Origin of the sequence: Bradyrhizobium sp. CIR48 (assembly GCF_014198315.1) — a bacterium.
GTDB lineage: Bacteria > Pseudomonadota > Alphaproteobacteria > Rhizobiales > Xanthobacteraceae > Bradyrhizobium.
On sequence record NZ_JACIHG010000017.1, the window covers coordinates 110833 to 123825 of the forward strand.

The following is a 12993-nucleotide window of genomic DNA, read 5'->3' on the forward strand; positions in this document are numbered from 1 at the left end:
GCAGGTTGGCAGCAGGGGTCGGCCTCACGCCGCCGGCCCGTCGTCGTCACCCGCCTGATATGGCTTGAGAACGTCGAGATGGATGCCGCCGCAATCGGTGCAGCGCATGGTCCAGTACTCGCACCCCGCGCGGCCGCCGATCACGCGGAGCACCGAAAGATCGCCGTGGCATTCCGGGCAGTTGGACAGCACATTGCGGGCGTAGATTCTCGGCCGCGGCGTGTCTTCGATTTCGATGACTGACATGACCCGGTTCCCCCCTTTGACGCTGCGCTGCCCCTGGTTCGCTTGCCGTCCGGATCGCTTATTCGTCGTCGCTGTCGGCCCGGCGGCGGAAGCGGTCGATGTGGTGCTTGGCGTCGGCGATCGCGGCGTTCTGATCGGGCCAGGCGAAGCCGACTTCCATCGCCGGAAACAGCACGCCGTCGATGGCGACGGGGCTGAGATCGGCGCGGCGGATGCGGGCGTGCCAGAGGCCTTTGCCAGCCTCGAAGGATTCAATGTCAAAGCCGTCGTAAAGGGTCGTCATTCTTGTCGGTCCCACGTTTCTTTTCGGAGGGTCAGGGGACCACGTTTGCGGATTCCGGAATGTGAAGTCGTTCACAAGCGGCAGGCTTTTTTGCCTCCGGCGTCAGTTCCGCGCGGCGACACGGCCCGTCCGCTTGACGGGGCGGGCGGCGGGTTCCGAGGCCGCGCGCATGATCCAGCGGCGGAACGCGGCAAAGTCGCGATGCTCGGTTTGAAAGCTGCGATAGAGCAGGTACCAGCGCATGCCCTTGGGCACCGAGAGGTCGAACGGGGCGACCAGCCGGCCGGCGGCAAGGTCGTCGTCGATATAGGGGCGGATACCCATGGCGATGCCGAGCCCGTCGGCGGCGGCCTGCAGTGCCTGGCCGTAAAATTGGAACTCCGGCCCGCGCGGATTGATGCGGGTGAGGTTCGCGGCTTTCAGCCAGATCGGCCAGTCCTCCGGCGAATGTTCGACGCGGATCAGGCTCGGTCCCTTCAGGTCGGCCGGCCGCTTCAGGCCGCTCGCAAGACGGGGCACGCAGACCGGCGTGAGATCGCCAGCGAACAGGGGTTCGGCGACCAGGCCAGGCCAGTCGCCGGTGCCGAGCTTGATGCCGCAGCTCCAATCCTCGCCGAACGGTACCGACGCGCCGCCAGTGGTAAAGCGCACCTCGATGTCGGGCTCTTCGCTGCGAAACTCCGACAGGCGCGGGATCAGCCAGCGCATCGCAAAGGTGTGGCCGACGCCGATCGTGAGCACGCGGACGCTTGCCGGCGCCGTCACCTGCGCGGTGAGGCTAGCCAGCGCATCGAAGATCGGCGTCAGGCCGCCTTGATAGGCGCGGCCGGGCTGCGTCAGCACCAGGCGATTGGCCTTGCGCTCGAACAGCGCGACGCCGAGCCGCTCTTCCAGGAGATGCACCATGCGGCTGACGGCGGCCGCCGACACGCTCAGCTCGAGCCCGGCCGCAGCAAAGCTGCCGGTCCGCGCCGCCGCCTCGAATGCCTTGATGCCGTTGAGAAACAGCAGACGCCGCAAAGGCCCAACCCTCAGGAAAGCTGATGCCAGGCCAAGATAACTCAGTTTGCGCGGAAGGAGCAAGCGAGGCACGTTCTCCTTCGCCTCTCCCCGCGCGCGGGGAGAGGCCGACGCGCAAAGCGCGGCGGGTGAGGGGGAGTCTCCGCGAGTCCATCTACCACCGTGATTGCGGAAGCGGCCCCTCACCCCACCCTCTCCCCGTAAGAACGGGGCGAGGGAGTGAAGCAGTCTGCGTCCCTTACGATGAGCCACCACCGGAGATTCCCCACGTGACGCCCATCATGATCGCTGCCCTCGGATTGCTGATGGTCGCCACCGCGTTCCTGTCGGGGCTGTTCGGCATGGCGGGCGGGCTGATCCTGATCGGCGTGCTGCTGGCGCTGATGCCGCTGCCGACCGCGATGGTGCTGCATGCGATCACGCAGATGGCCTCGAACGGCTGGCGCGCATTTCTGTGGCGCGCGCATATCCGCTGGCGGCCGGTCGCGAACTATATGGTCGGCGCTGCTGTCGCGCTGGCGGCCTGGTCGCTCACCCGCTACGTGCCTGATAAGCCGATGGCGCTGCTGCTGCTCGGCGTTACACCGTTCATGGCACGGCTGTTGCCCGCCAACATCAAGCCGGATCCGGACCGCCTCTGGCAGGGCACCGTTTATGGCACGATCTGCATGGGCTTGATGCTGATGACCGGCGTGTCGGGGCCACTGCTCGACACGTTCTTCCTCGGCGGCGATTTCGGCCGGCGCGAGAAGGTCGCGACCAAGGCGATGTGCCAGCTCGTCAGCCATTTCACCAAACTGGTCTATTTCGGCGGCATCATCGACCAGGCGGCGAGCCTCGATCCCGTGCTCGCCGGCGTCGCCATCATTGCCTCGATGCTCGGCACCACGCTGGCGCGGCGCATCCTCGAAGCGATGACCGACCAGCAATTCGTGGCCTGGTCGAACAAGCTGATCACCACGATTGCCTGCTACTACATCGCCTATGGCGGCTGGCTCATGGTTCGCACGCCGGTGCTGGCCGCCTTCGACAAGGGAGGCTTGCAATGAACGAGACTGCCGATCCCCTGGTGCTGGACTTCGTCGAATGGGTCGCGCGCGAGCCGCGCGCCTATGCCGAAGTGATCGCGACCTGGAAGACCTCGTGCCCGCGCCTCACCATCTGGGAAGATGCCACTGAGCGCGGCTACGTCGCGCGCGAGACGCTGCCCGGTTTTGGGCTGGTGATCGCGGTCACCGAGGGCGGCGAGAAATTGCTGCGAACCAACGGGCGCTAACTCTCGCCACATCGTCATTGCGAGCGCAAGCGAAGCAATCCAGAATGTCGCCGCGCGGCAGGCTGGATTGCTTTGTCGCAAGAGCTCCTCGCAATGACGGAGCCAGTGGAGGCGTCTTTGTCACTCAAACTCTACGAACTCGTCGGCACCGACGCCTCGCGTCCCTTCAGCCCGTATTGCTGGCGCACGCGGATGGCGCTGGCGCACAAGGGCCTCGCGGCGGAATCGCTGCCCTGGCGCTTCACCGAGAAGAGCGCGCTTGCGCCGCACGGGTCGGAGAAGGTTCCGGTGCTGCTGCACGATGACAGACCGGTCGTCGACTCCTGGACGATCGCGACCTATCTCGAGGACAATTTCCCGGACCGTCCGTCGCTGTTCGGCGGCGAGGGCGGCCGCGCCATGGCGCGCATGATCAACGCCTTCGGCGACATCGCCGTGGTCGGCGGCATCTTTCCGCTGATCGTTGCCGACATCCCGAAAAATCTCGCCGAGATCGATGCCGCCTATTTCCGCAAGTCGCGCGAGGCGCGCTTCGGCGGCAAGAGCCTGGAAGAGGTCATGGCAAGCCGCGACACCGGCGTGGTCGCCTTCCGCAAGTCGCTCGAGGTGATGCGCCAGACGTTGAAGAAGCAGCCCTATCTCGGCGGCGAGGCGCCGAACTACGCCGACTACATCGTGTTCGGCGGCTTCCAGTGGGCGCGCGTGGTGAGCCCGTTCAAGCTGCTCGAGACGGACGATCCGGTATATGCCTGGCGCGAAAAGCTGCTCGATGCGTTCGACGGCATGGCGCGGAAATCGCCGGGGCATGAGGTGTAGCTTCGCCGGGTGAATCTTGTAGGGTGGGCAAAGGCGCATAGCGCCGTGCCCACGCAAATGAAAATGGTGGGCACGCTGCGCTTTGCCCACCCTACGATACTGCCGTTGCCGCCGCCTTGCGCAAGCACTCCCGGCACAGGCAGTCTTCCCCTTCGACCGGCATCGGCAGCTTCGCGGTTTCCTCCGCGCACCAGCAGGTGCCCGAGAGGTCGCAGCCGAACTCGGTGCCGCAGCGCGCGCAGGCGAGGCGGCGCGGTTCCGGCGATGCGGATTCTTTCGGATTTGTCATGATTTACGTCGAAGCTTCGCCGTGATTTTCATGTCGGGTTCATCGGTCGCTGCGGTATATTAGGCGTCGCGCGCGGACTCCGAAAGCGGCTCCCGACACGCGAAGGACAAATCGATGGCCCGCGATTCGCAAGCCGCGCTCGTCGCGCTCAACCGTTTTGGCTTCGGCGCCCGCGGCGGCGCCTCGGGCGATCTCATCAACGCAGCCTCCGATCCTCGCGGTTTCGTGAAGGCAGAGCTGGTCCGTGCGAGTGGGGTGTTGCTGGAGGCGCCCGGTCTGCAATCGACCCAGCAACTCGGGCAGGCCGTCTTCGCCTATCAGGATCAGGTCAGGCAGGCGCGCGAAGCGGCGAAGGCCGCCGCGCCCGCCGAGACGCAGCCGCCTGCGCCGAGTGAACCGAAGCCCGGGCTCCGCCGCAATCTCTCGCTGAATGCGGCAGCAACGGAAGTCGCCGGCCAGATGACGGAAGCCAAGCCGGCGGACAATGCGGCAAAGCCGGACGCGATGCAGCCCAATGCGGCTGCACCGCCGGCGGCCAAGCCGGCCCCGCAGCCGCTCAACGTCATCCAGAAGACCTTCCGCAGCGAAGCGCTGGCGCGCCTGCAGCGCGCGACGCTGGCCACCTGCGGCTTCACCGAGCGTCTCGTCGCGTTCTGGTCCAACCATTTCTGCATTTCCGCGACCAAGGGCGAGCTGGCGCGGATCTGGGCCGGCGCGTTCGAGCGCGAGGCGATCAGGCCGCATGTGCTCGGGCGCTTCGCCGACATGCTGAAAGCGGTCGAGCAGCATCCGGCGATGCTGTTCTTCCTCGACAACCAGCAATCGCTCGGCCCGGATTCGCGCGCAGGCCAGAACCGCAAGCGCGGCCTGAACGAAAATCTCGCGCGCGAGATCATGGAGCTGCACACGCTCGGCGTCGGTGGCGGCTACACGCAGGAGGACGTCACCTCGCTCGCGCGGATCATCACCGGCTGGACCTTTGCCGGAAGGCAGGGGCAGCTCGGCACACCCGGCTCCTTCGTGTTCAACACCAATGCGCACCAGCCCGGCGCGCAGATGTTGCTCGGCAAGAGCTACGAGGCGACGGGCCTTGCGCAAGGCGAAGCCGCGCTCGCTGACATCGCGCGCCATCCGTCGACCGCGAATTTCATCGCCACCAAGTTCGTCCGCCATTTCGTCGCCGACGATCCGCCGCCGGGATTGGTGGCGCGGCTGCGCGAAATCTTCGTCAAGACCGACGGCGACCTCAAGGCGCTTGCCACGGCGCTGGTCGATTCCGACGAGGCGTGGAAGGCGCCGCTGACCAAGATGCGCTCGCCCTATGATTTCCTGGTCGCGAGCGGCCGCCTGCTCGCGCGCGTGCCGGAGGATCCAGGCGCCTATCTGAACAATCTCAACCTGCTGGGACAGCCGCTGTGGTCGCCGGCCGGCCCCAATGGTTTCCCCGATACCAGCGCCGCATGGGCCGCGCCTGAGGGCATGAAGCTCAGGCTCGATATCGCCGCGCAGATGGGCGCACGGCTCGGGCCCAACATCGATCCGCTGGATCTGCTGGAATTCGCAGCGGCGGATGCGGCCTCCATCGAAACGCGGCGGACCATCGAGCGCGCGGAGTCGCGCCAGCAGGCGCTGGCGCTGCTCTTGATGTCGCCGGAAATGCAGAGGAGGTGACGATGGACTGCACCGAGAACCGGCTGCTCACCTCGCGCCGCAGTCTCCTGCTCGGCGGCACCTCGTTCGCGGCCTGGGCTTATTTGCCGAAATTCGCGCGCGCGGCCGATGGGCGCGATCCCCGGCTGATCGTGGTGATCCTGCGCGGCGCGCTCGACGGTCTTGCGACCGTCGCGCCGATCGGCGATCCCGATTATGCCGGCCTGCACGGCTCGATCGCGCTCACTTCTGACGGCGCGCATCCCGCGATCATGCTGGATTCCTTCTTCGCGCTGCATCCGGCGATGCCGGAATTTGCGCGCATGTATCGCGACCAGCATGCCGCGGTGATCCATGCCGTGGCGACGCCTTATCGCGACCGCTCGCATTTCGACGGCCAGGACGTGCTCGAAAGCGGCTATGCCGGACCGGGCCGCGTGCAGTCCGGCTGGCTCAACCGCGCCCTCGAAGCGCTGCCGCGCGGCGAGCGCGTATCGAGCGCTCTTGCAGTCGGGCCCACTACGCCGCTGGTGCTGCGCGGCAACGCGCCGACCGTCGGCTGGGCCCCGGTGGCGCTGCCGCAGGCCGATGACGACACCGCGATGCGCCTCGTCGATCTCTACCGTCATCGCGATCCCGCACTGGCGATGGCCTTGTCGCAAGGCCTTCAGCTCGACAAGGCCGCGAGCGGAGACGACATGAAGCCGAAAGCCGGCAATGCGGTGGCGCAGATGCGCCAGGTCGCGCGCGGCGCGGCCAAGCTGATGGCCGCGGACGATGGCCCGCGCATCGCCGCGCTCGCCTTCGATGGCTGGGACACCCATGCCAATGAAGGCGGCCCCGTGGGGCGTCTCGCCTTCCTGCTCGGCGGGCTCGATGGCGCGCTCGCCGAATTCCAAAGCGGTTTGGGGGAGCGCTGGCGCGACACCGTCGTCGTCGTCGCCACGGAGTTCGGCCGCACCGCGCGCATCAATGGCACCGATGGCACCGATCACGGCACCGGCACGATCGCGCTGCTCGCCGGCGGCGCCGTGAAAGGCGGACGCGTGATCTCCGAATGGCCGGGCCTCAAGCTCGCGAACTTGTATGAAGCTCGCGATCTCAAGCCGACCACCGATCTGCGCTCCGTGATCAAGGGCGTGCTGCAGGGCCAGTTCGGCCTGTCCGATCGCGTGCTGGCCGAGACGGTGTTCCCGGATAGTGCGGGAGTACGGCCGATGAAGGGATTGGTCGCCTAACCCCACGCGCCGTCATTCCGGGCCTGCGCCTTGCGGCGCATCCCGGAATGACGAGATAATGGTGCAACATCAGGAGAACCATCCCCATGTACATCGCCATGAATCGCTTCCGTGTCGCCAAGGGCTCCGAGGCCGCTTTCGAGCAGGTCTGGCTCGGCCGCGATACGCATCTGGACAAGGTGCCGGGCTTCGTCGAATTCCATCTGCTGCGCGGACCCGAGCTCGAGGACCACACGCTCTATGCCTCGCACACCGTGTGGGCGAACCATGCCGCGTTCGAGGCCTGGACCAAGTCCGAAGCATTTCGCGCCGCGCACCACAAGGCAGGCGACAACAAGCCGCTCTATCTCGGCCATCCCCAGTTCGAGGGCTTCGAGGTGATGCAGACCGTGGGACGCGGCGCGAAGTAGCGCGCCGCGCCGGCCTTTGTTTGTCTGAGCATGATCTTTCCGGAAAACCGCTGCGCACTTTTCCGGATCATGCTCTAGCCCAGCGTGATCCTGTCGATCTCCGCCATCTCCTCCGCGCTGAGCTGCCAGGCGATCGCCTTGACGTTCTGCTCGATCTGCTCGATGCGGGTGGCGCCGGCAATCACGCTTGATACTTGCGGGCGGGCGGCGAGCCAGGAGAAGGCGAGCTCGAGCATGCTGTGGCCGCGGGCCTTGGCGAAGGCCTGGAGCTTCTCGACGATATTCTCGTTGCGCGGCGTGACGTAGCGGTCGCGCAGCCGCTCCACCTTGCCGAAGCGGGTATCATCAGGCGCGGCTTCGCCCTTCCGGTATTTGCCGGTCAGGAGGCCGCTTGCGAGCGGGAAAAACGGCAACAGGCCAAGCTTGTATTCCGTTGCTGCCGGCAGCAGGTCCTTTTCGATGTCGCGCACGACGAGCGAGTATTCGTCCTGGCACGACACGAAGCGGCTGACATTCATCGCGCGCGCGACGTACTCGGCTTCCGCGACGCGCCAGGCCGGAAAGTTCGAATTGCCGATGTAGCGAACCTTGCCCTGGCGGACGAGATCGTCGAGTGCGCGCAGGCTCTCCTCGATCGGCGTCAGCGGGTCATAGTCGTGCTGCTGGTAGAGATCGATGTAATCGGTCTTCAGCCGCTTCAGGCTCGCTTCGACGGCGTCCATGATGTAGCGGCGCGAGGCGCCCTGCTTGGTTCCGTCCTCCGCCATCGGCTTGGAATATTTCGTCGCCAGCACGATGTCCTTGCGGCGGTCGCCCAGCACAGCACCGAGCACGGTCTCCGAGCCGCCCATGTTCGAATAGATGTCGGCGGTGTCGAACAGCGTGATGCCGAGATCGAGCGCGCGATGGATCACCTTCCGCGAGGTCTCCAGATCCGTGCGCTGGCCGAAATTGTTGCAGCCGAGCCCGACCGCGGACACGCGAAGGCCGGAGGCGCCGAGATTGCGAATTTCCATGGGAGATCCTGTCAGAGAGAGCAGCCACGCATTGTGACCATCGTGCGCCACAGCAGCAAGGCGCGCGCCGCGCTGCTGCCATGCTGACAAGGCGGACAAAAAAATGCGGCCCCTGTCAGACGCGGCGACTGACGGGGACCGCTTGGGGCGCTTGATCGGTGACGGGGGGCCAGATCAGACGCAGGCACAGCGTAGTCCCGCTATGTTACGCGGGGGTGACAGCGGGAGTTATCCACAGGCTGCGGATGGGGATCAGAACAGCTTGCGATAGACGATGAAACCGGAACGCTCCGCGACCTTGTCATACAAGCGCTGTGCCGTGAGATTGGTCTCGTGCGTCTGCCAATAGACGCGCGGCGATCCCGCCAGTTTCGCCCGCTCATACACGCCGTGGATCAGCGCCGAGGCGACGCCTTTGCCGCGCGCGGCTTCCAGCGTGAACAGGTCCTGCAGATAGCAGGACGGCTCGATCGCGGTGGTGCTGCGATGAAACAGGTAGTTCGTCATGCCGAGCAGCTTGCCGTCGCTCTCGGCGACCAATCCATGCACCGGCTCATAGGCATCGAAGAAACGCTGCCACGTCATCGCAGTGATCTCGCCCGCCAGCGCGGTCGGGCCGGAGCGGCCGTAGAAGGCGTTATAGCCGTCCCACAGCGGCAGCCATTGATCGTAGTCCTGCCTGGTGACGGCGCGAATGGTGAGCGACATGTGGATTTCCTGCGATCGATGGGACGTCCTTCATACGTGATGACGGGCGTGCCGATCAATCGCCAGTCGCATCACTCCGCGGCGCGCAGATGCCGGATCAGCCTGCGGCCCGTGGGATCGCGCAGCGAGCGGTAGTAGTCGGCGCGCGAGGGCGCATCGGTGTGGCGCACGAGATCGGTCACCGGCGTATAGCTCAGCATACGTCCGCCATCGGGCAGGGCGTTGCAGACGAAGCGCAGCACCTCGCCGTTGCGCAAGGCGATGTTGATCGGCGTGGCATCGCCGATCCGCACCATCTCCATGCGCTGGGCGATGAAGGTGCCGAGCTCGTCTTCGGGCAGCTCGAACGCGCCGGTGTCGCGGCTGTGATACATCAGCGCGATGAAGGGCGGCTTGCCGTCGGCGATCTCGTCCGGCACCGCAAAATAGTCGCGGAAGGCGCGGTTGATGAATTCGGCCCGCGTCTCGGCATCGAGCAGCACGATGCCGATATCGACCTGATCGAGCGCGGCCGACAGCCGCGCGGCCGTGGCGTGGCTCTGCCGTTCGGCCGCGACCGTACCGAGCAGCCGCTCGCGCATCAGTCCGGTGATGCCGGCGGTGGCGGCAGCCGTGATCGCCATGAGGCCGAACTGGACCAGATCGGCACTGGTGGCGCCGGAAACGCCGTGGCGGCCGAGGAGGAGCAGCGCCGCGCCGATCACCGCGACGGCCGCGCTGGCGATGGCGGAGGCGAGACCCGACAGTGCGCCGGCGAGCGCCACGATGCCCACGAGCAGCGGCGCGGGCGAGGGGATGAAGCGATCGAAGTGCATCGTCAGCAGCAGGGCTGCTGCCGTCAGCGCCGGACCGGAGATCGCACGCCATCCGAACCGCATGGACCCGTCTCGCTCCTCCCGAACCGAGGTAACGTCGCAACACTGGCTGATCGTTGCGTCACCGCGATACGTTTTCCTGCGGTGTGTTTAAGGTCCGCTTGCGTGCAAGCTTCTGGTTTTCGGATGATTTTAGACCAAGTGGGCGTGCTTGAGGGGCTGTTGCAGCGCCGGCGCATTCAGCGTCGAAATCCCCGGGCCCTTGCGCGTGACGACAATCAACAGCGACGCCGCGACCAAAATGGCCGCAGTCAGTGTGATTGCAACGACTACCACAGGTGATTTCATCGACGTCCCGTCGCGATGCCTGAAGGCGCGGAGCACACGGCGCCTTGAAGGCTGGACCAGGATGAAACGGGAATCAGACCGGCAGGCCCATCGCCATGGTCGCCTTGGTCGACAGCACCGTCAGGGTGACGATCAGGCACAGCGAGAGCGCGGCGACGGCGAGCGAGGCCGCGACCGCGTTGGTCAGCCGGGAAGACGCTACGGTAGCGGGATGGCCCTGAAAGCCTGCCGTGCCGGACGCCCGTATCATGGTCTAAATCCTTCAACGCGCGAGCGAATCACCCGCGACTTTCCACAATTTCCCAGTTTCAACCGGCAATATTGCGGCGGCTATCGCGCGGAAAATGGCGGGATTGCGGCGAACGTCACCTTTGTACCCGCTATTCGCGGGAGGGCAGGGGCGCGCTCAGGCGCCGGCTGCAATGCTGGCGGGGTCGTCGACGTCGACCGGCCGCCAGTCCATCGACACGAAGCCCGGCGCAGCTTCCACCCGCTTCAGCCAGTCGCGGATCGCCGGGAAGGCCTGGAGGTCGAAGTCGCAGCGGTCGGCGAGGTGGGTGTAGCCGTACAACGCGATGTCGGCGACCGTGAGCTGGCGCGCGGCGAAATAGGCGTTGGTCTTGAGGTGGTTCTCCATCACCTGGAGCGCGCCATAGCCGCGCTCCATCCAGTCCTCCAGCGAATGGGTCTGGAGGTCGCGCCCACCCTTGACCAGCGACAGCCAGAAATAGGCGGCGCCGATGTTCGGCTCCAGCGCGTGCTGCTCGAAGAACATCCATTGCAGCGCCTCGGCGCGGTCGATGCGGTTCTCGGGCGCGAGCGGGGTGCCGACGGCGACGTACCAGAGGATGGCGTTGGACTCGGCAAGAAAGCGGTCGTCGCCGACCTCGAGCAGCGGCACCTGTCCCGACGGGTTCTTGGTCAGAAAGTCCGGCGTGCGGCTCTCGCCGCGCAGAATGTCCACCTCGATCGCTTCGTAGGGCACGTTGAGCAGCGCCAGCGCAAGGCGGACCTTGTAGCTGTTGCCGGAGCGTTGCATCGAATAGAGCTTGTACATTCTGAGAATGATTCCGGAAGACGGGGAGGCACTGCGCTCGTCGCCACGCGAGGCGGCTAAACAATGATGCCGATGCGAATCCGCCGCAAGGGCCGGCCAATAGAAAAACTCGAAATCCCTACCGCACTGCAGCGCTGCGGAAGATCATTTCCGCGCGACGATGCAAATCAGATCACGCTTGCGTCAGCATGCGCGCGCTTGGCTCGCGCGATTGTGCGCAGGGCGAGCGATTGGGGGAGAGCGCCGTCATCAATCCAGTGCGCCGGGCATCGACGTTCTTCGTGCCGGGGGCGAGGCGTGGATGGCCGGGAAACAGGCGAGCAGAAGCGACGCCGTCGTTCGGACGGCTATGCCCGGCCATGACGGCGCTTCAGCACGCAACACGCAAAATTGCTCCGAGGACAAGCCTTCCGGGATATGAGCGATTCGCGCGGTAAAGTTGCGGAAAATTGCTGGAAATCGCGGCTTGAACCGCTCCAAATCCGCAAGTTTTTCCGAGATCGGGCCGAAGTTTCTTGCGGCGCAGCGGCACACGTTTTAGGGTAACTCATTCCCACAATCAGAGTCGTGAGGCCTAGGGCTTTTCGACGCTTGTCAGGAGATGACGATGTCCTTCCTTGCCGCTGCGCTCGACCGTGTGAAGCCGTCCGCGACCATCGCGGTCACGGATAAAGCACGCGCGCTGAAAGCGGCGGGCCGCAACGTCATGGGTCTCGGTGCCGGCGAGCCCGACTTCGACACGCCCGCCAACATCAAGCTGGCTGCGATCCGCGCCATCGAGGCCGGCAAGACCAAGTACACCGCGGTCGACGGCATTCCCGAGCTGAAGGAAGCCATCATCGCCAAGTTTCAGCGCGAGAACGGCGTTGCCTACAAGCCGAACCAGATCATCGTCGGCACCGGCGGCAAGCAGGTGCTGTACAACGCGCTGATGGCGACCATCAATCCGGGCGACGAGGTGATCATTCCCGCGCCGTACTGGGTCAGCTACCCTGAGATGGTGGCGCTCGCCGGCGGCGAGCCGGTGCCGGTGGTCTGCACCGCTGCGACCGGCTTCAAGCTCCAGGCCGAGGCGCTCGAGCGCGCGATCACGCCGAAGACCAAATGGGTGATCCTGTGCTCGCCATCGAACCCGACGGGAGCCGCCTACACGCGTTCGGAACTGAAGGCCCTCACGGACGTGCTGGTGAAGCATCCCCATGTGTGGGTGATGACCGACGATATGTACGAGCATCTCGTCTATGACGACTTCCAGTTCACCACGGTCGCGCAGGTCGAGCCGAAACTTTACGACCGCACGCTCACCGTGAACGGCGTGTCGAAGGCCTATTGCATGACCGGCTGGCGCATCGGCTATGCCGGTGGCCCCGCGCAGCTGATCAAGGCGATGTCGACGATCCAGTCGCAGTCGACCTCGAACCCGTCCTCGATTGCGCAATGGGCCGCGGTGGAAGCTCTGAACGGTCCGCAGGACTTCATCCCCGCCAACAACAAGGTGTTCAAGGAGCGGCGCGACCTCGTCGTCTCCATGCTCAACCAGGCCAAGGGCATCGAATGCCCGCGTCCCGAAGGCGCCTTCTACGTCTATCCGTCCTGCGCCGGCACGATCGGCAAGACCGCGCCGTCCGGCACGGTGATCGACAATGACGAGACCTTCGTCACCGAGCTCCTTGAGACCGAAGGCGTCGCGGTGGTGCAGGGTTCAGCCTTCGGCCTTGGCCCGGCCTTCCGCATCTCCTACGCGACCAAGACCTCGGATCTCGAAGACGCCTGCAAGCGCATCCAGCGCTTCTGCGGTAATTTGCGCTGATCGCGTCGCGA

Annotated in this window: 18 protein-coding genes; 7 read left to right on the forward strand and 11 right to left on the reverse strand. The window is 65.6% G+C overall.

Features of this window, described 5'->3' with window-relative positions; all coding sequences use genetic code 11:
• Nucleotides 1-24: 24 nt before the first annotated feature.
• The 3 genes from GGD66_RS37620 to GGD66_RS37630 all read right to left on the reverse strand — a co-directional run bounded on the left by GGD66_RS37620 (nucleotide 25) and on the right by GGD66_RS37630 (nucleotide 1549).
• The gene (locus tag GGD66_RS37620) at nucleotides 25-246 is read right to left on the reverse strand and encodes a hypothetical protein (RefSeq protein ID WP_018318313.1); all 222 of its coding nucleotides are present in this window, start codon (nucleotides 244-246) and stop codon (nucleotides 25-27) included.
• A 58-nt stretch (nucleotides 247-304) separates the two neighbouring features.
• Nucleotides 305-529 (reverse strand): hypothetical protein, encoded by a 225-nt coding sequence (locus tag GGD66_RS37625; protein ID WP_018318312.1) that lies wholly within the window; start codon nucleotides 527-529, stop codon nucleotides 305-307.
• A gap of 102 nt (nucleotides 530-631) precedes the next feature.
• Nucleotides 632-1549 (reverse strand): LysR substrate-binding domain-containing protein, encoded by a 918-nt coding sequence (locus GGD66_RS37630; RefSeq protein WP_177237057.1) that lies wholly within the window; start codon nucleotides 1547-1549, stop codon nucleotides 632-634.
• Between the two features lie 269 nt (nucleotides 1550-1818).
• On the opposite strand from GGD66_RS37630, the gene GGD66_RS37635 reads away from it, so the two are divergent.
• The 3 genes from GGD66_RS37635 (at nucleotide 1819) to GGD66_RS37645 (ending at nucleotide 3641) form a co-directional block, all read left to right on the forward strand.
• Nucleotides 1819-2598 carry a sulfite exporter TauE/SafE family protein gene (locus GGD66_RS37635; RefSeq protein WP_183261688.1) on the forward strand — a complete coding sequence of 260 codons (780 nt, stop codon included), beginning with the start codon at nucleotides 1819-1821 and terminating at the stop codon, nucleotides 2596-2598.
• Nucleotides 2595-2825, forward strand: a complete 231-nt coding sequence (locus tag GGD66_RS37640; protein ID WP_183236832.1) for a hypothetical protein — start codon at nucleotides 2595-2597, stop codon at nucleotides 2823-2825. Before GGD66_RS37635 ends, GGD66_RS37640 begins: the two co-directional genes overlap by 4 nt.
• Nucleotides 2826-2942: 117 nt before the next feature.
• The gene (locus GGD66_RS37645; RefSeq protein ID WP_183261691.1) at nucleotides 2943-3641 is read left to right on the forward strand and encodes a glutathione S-transferase family protein; all 699 of its coding nucleotides are present in this window, start codon (nucleotides 2943-2945) and stop codon (nucleotides 3639-3641) included.
• Between the two features lie 91 nt (nucleotides 3642-3732).
• Here the strand turns inward: GGD66_RS37645 and GGD66_RS37650 are convergent, their stop codons facing one another.
• Complete coding sequence (locus tag GGD66_RS37650) at nucleotides 3733-3930, reverse strand: cysteine-rich CWC family protein (protein ID WP_183261693.1); 198 nt, start codon at nucleotides 3928-3930, stop codon at nucleotides 3733-3735.
• Between the two features lie 114 nt (nucleotides 3931-4044).
• On the opposite strand from GGD66_RS37650, the gene GGD66_RS37655 reads away from it, so the two are divergent.
• The 3 genes from GGD66_RS37655 (at nucleotide 4045) to GGD66_RS37665 (ending at nucleotide 7228) form a co-directional block, all read left to right on the forward strand.
• Complete coding sequence (locus GGD66_RS37655) at nucleotides 4045-5601, forward strand: DUF1800 family protein (RefSeq protein WP_183261695.1); 1557 nt, start codon at nucleotides 4045-4047, stop codon at nucleotides 5599-5601.
• A gap of 2 nt (nucleotides 5602-5603) precedes the next feature.
• Nucleotides 5604-6818 carry a DUF1501 domain-containing protein gene (locus tag GGD66_RS37660; protein WP_183261696.1) on the forward strand — a complete coding sequence of 405 codons (1215 nt, stop codon included), beginning with the start codon at nucleotides 5604-5606 and terminating at the stop codon, nucleotides 6816-6818.
• Between the two features lie 86 nt (nucleotides 6819-6904).
• On the forward strand, nucleotides 6905-7228 hold the full coding sequence (locus GGD66_RS37665) for an antibiotic biosynthesis monooxygenase (protein WP_018318304.1): 324 nt from the start codon (nucleotides 6905-6907) through the stop codon (nucleotides 7226-7228).
• Between the two features lie 74 nt (nucleotides 7229-7302).
• Here GGD66_RS37665 and GGD66_RS37670 read toward each other — a convergent pair whose 3' ends face one another.
• From GGD66_RS37670 to GGD66_RS37700, 7 genes are all read right to left on the reverse strand, one after another.
• Nucleotides 7303-8244 (reverse strand): aldo/keto reductase, encoded by a 942-nt coding sequence (locus tag GGD66_RS37670; RefSeq protein WP_183261698.1) that lies wholly within the window; start codon nucleotides 8242-8244, stop codon nucleotides 7303-7305.
• A 252-nt stretch (nucleotides 8245-8496) separates the two neighbouring features.
• Nucleotides 8497-8952, reverse strand: a complete 456-nt coding sequence (locus GGD66_RS37675; protein ID WP_028140530.1) for a GNAT family N-acetyltransferase — start codon at nucleotides 8950-8952, stop codon at nucleotides 8497-8499.
• A gap of 71 nt (nucleotides 8953-9023) precedes the next feature.
• Nucleotides 9024-9830 carry a PAS-domain containing protein gene (locus GGD66_RS37680; RefSeq protein WP_183261701.1) on the reverse strand — a complete coding sequence of 269 codons (807 nt, stop codon included), beginning with the start codon at nucleotides 9828-9830 and terminating at the stop codon, nucleotides 9024-9026.
• A gap of 129 nt (nucleotides 9831-9959) precedes the next feature.
• Nucleotides 9960-10115: a hypothetical protein gene (locus GGD66_RS37685; RefSeq protein ID WP_092255007.1), complete on the reverse strand. Its 156-nt coding sequence runs from the start codon at nucleotides 10113-10115 to the stop codon at nucleotides 9960-9962.
• A gap of 73 nt (nucleotides 10116-10188) precedes the next feature.
• Nucleotides 10189-10365 (reverse strand): hypothetical protein, encoded by a 177-nt coding sequence (locus GGD66_RS37690; protein WP_018318299.1) that lies wholly within the window; start codon nucleotides 10363-10365, stop codon nucleotides 10189-10191.
• Nucleotides 10366-10521: 156 nt separating this feature from the next.
• The gene (locus GGD66_RS37695) at nucleotides 10522-11172 is read right to left on the reverse strand and encodes a glutathione S-transferase family protein (protein WP_183261704.1); all 651 of its coding nucleotides are present in this window, start codon (nucleotides 11170-11172) and stop codon (nucleotides 10522-10524) included.
• 172 nt (nucleotides 11173-11344) lie between these two features.
• On the reverse strand, nucleotides 11345-11533 hold the full coding sequence (locus GGD66_RS37700; RefSeq protein ID WP_183261706.1) for a hypothetical protein: 189 nt from the start codon (nucleotides 11531-11533) through the stop codon (nucleotides 11345-11347).
• 246 nt (nucleotides 11534-11779) lie between these two features.
• On the opposite strand from GGD66_RS37700, the gene GGD66_RS37705 reads away from it, so the two are divergent.
• Complete coding sequence (locus tag GGD66_RS37705; RefSeq protein WP_183261708.1) at nucleotides 11780-12982, forward strand: pyridoxal phosphate-dependent aminotransferase; 1203 nt, start codon at nucleotides 11780-11782, stop codon at nucleotides 12980-12982.
• Nucleotides 12983-12993: the final 11 nt, after the last annotated feature.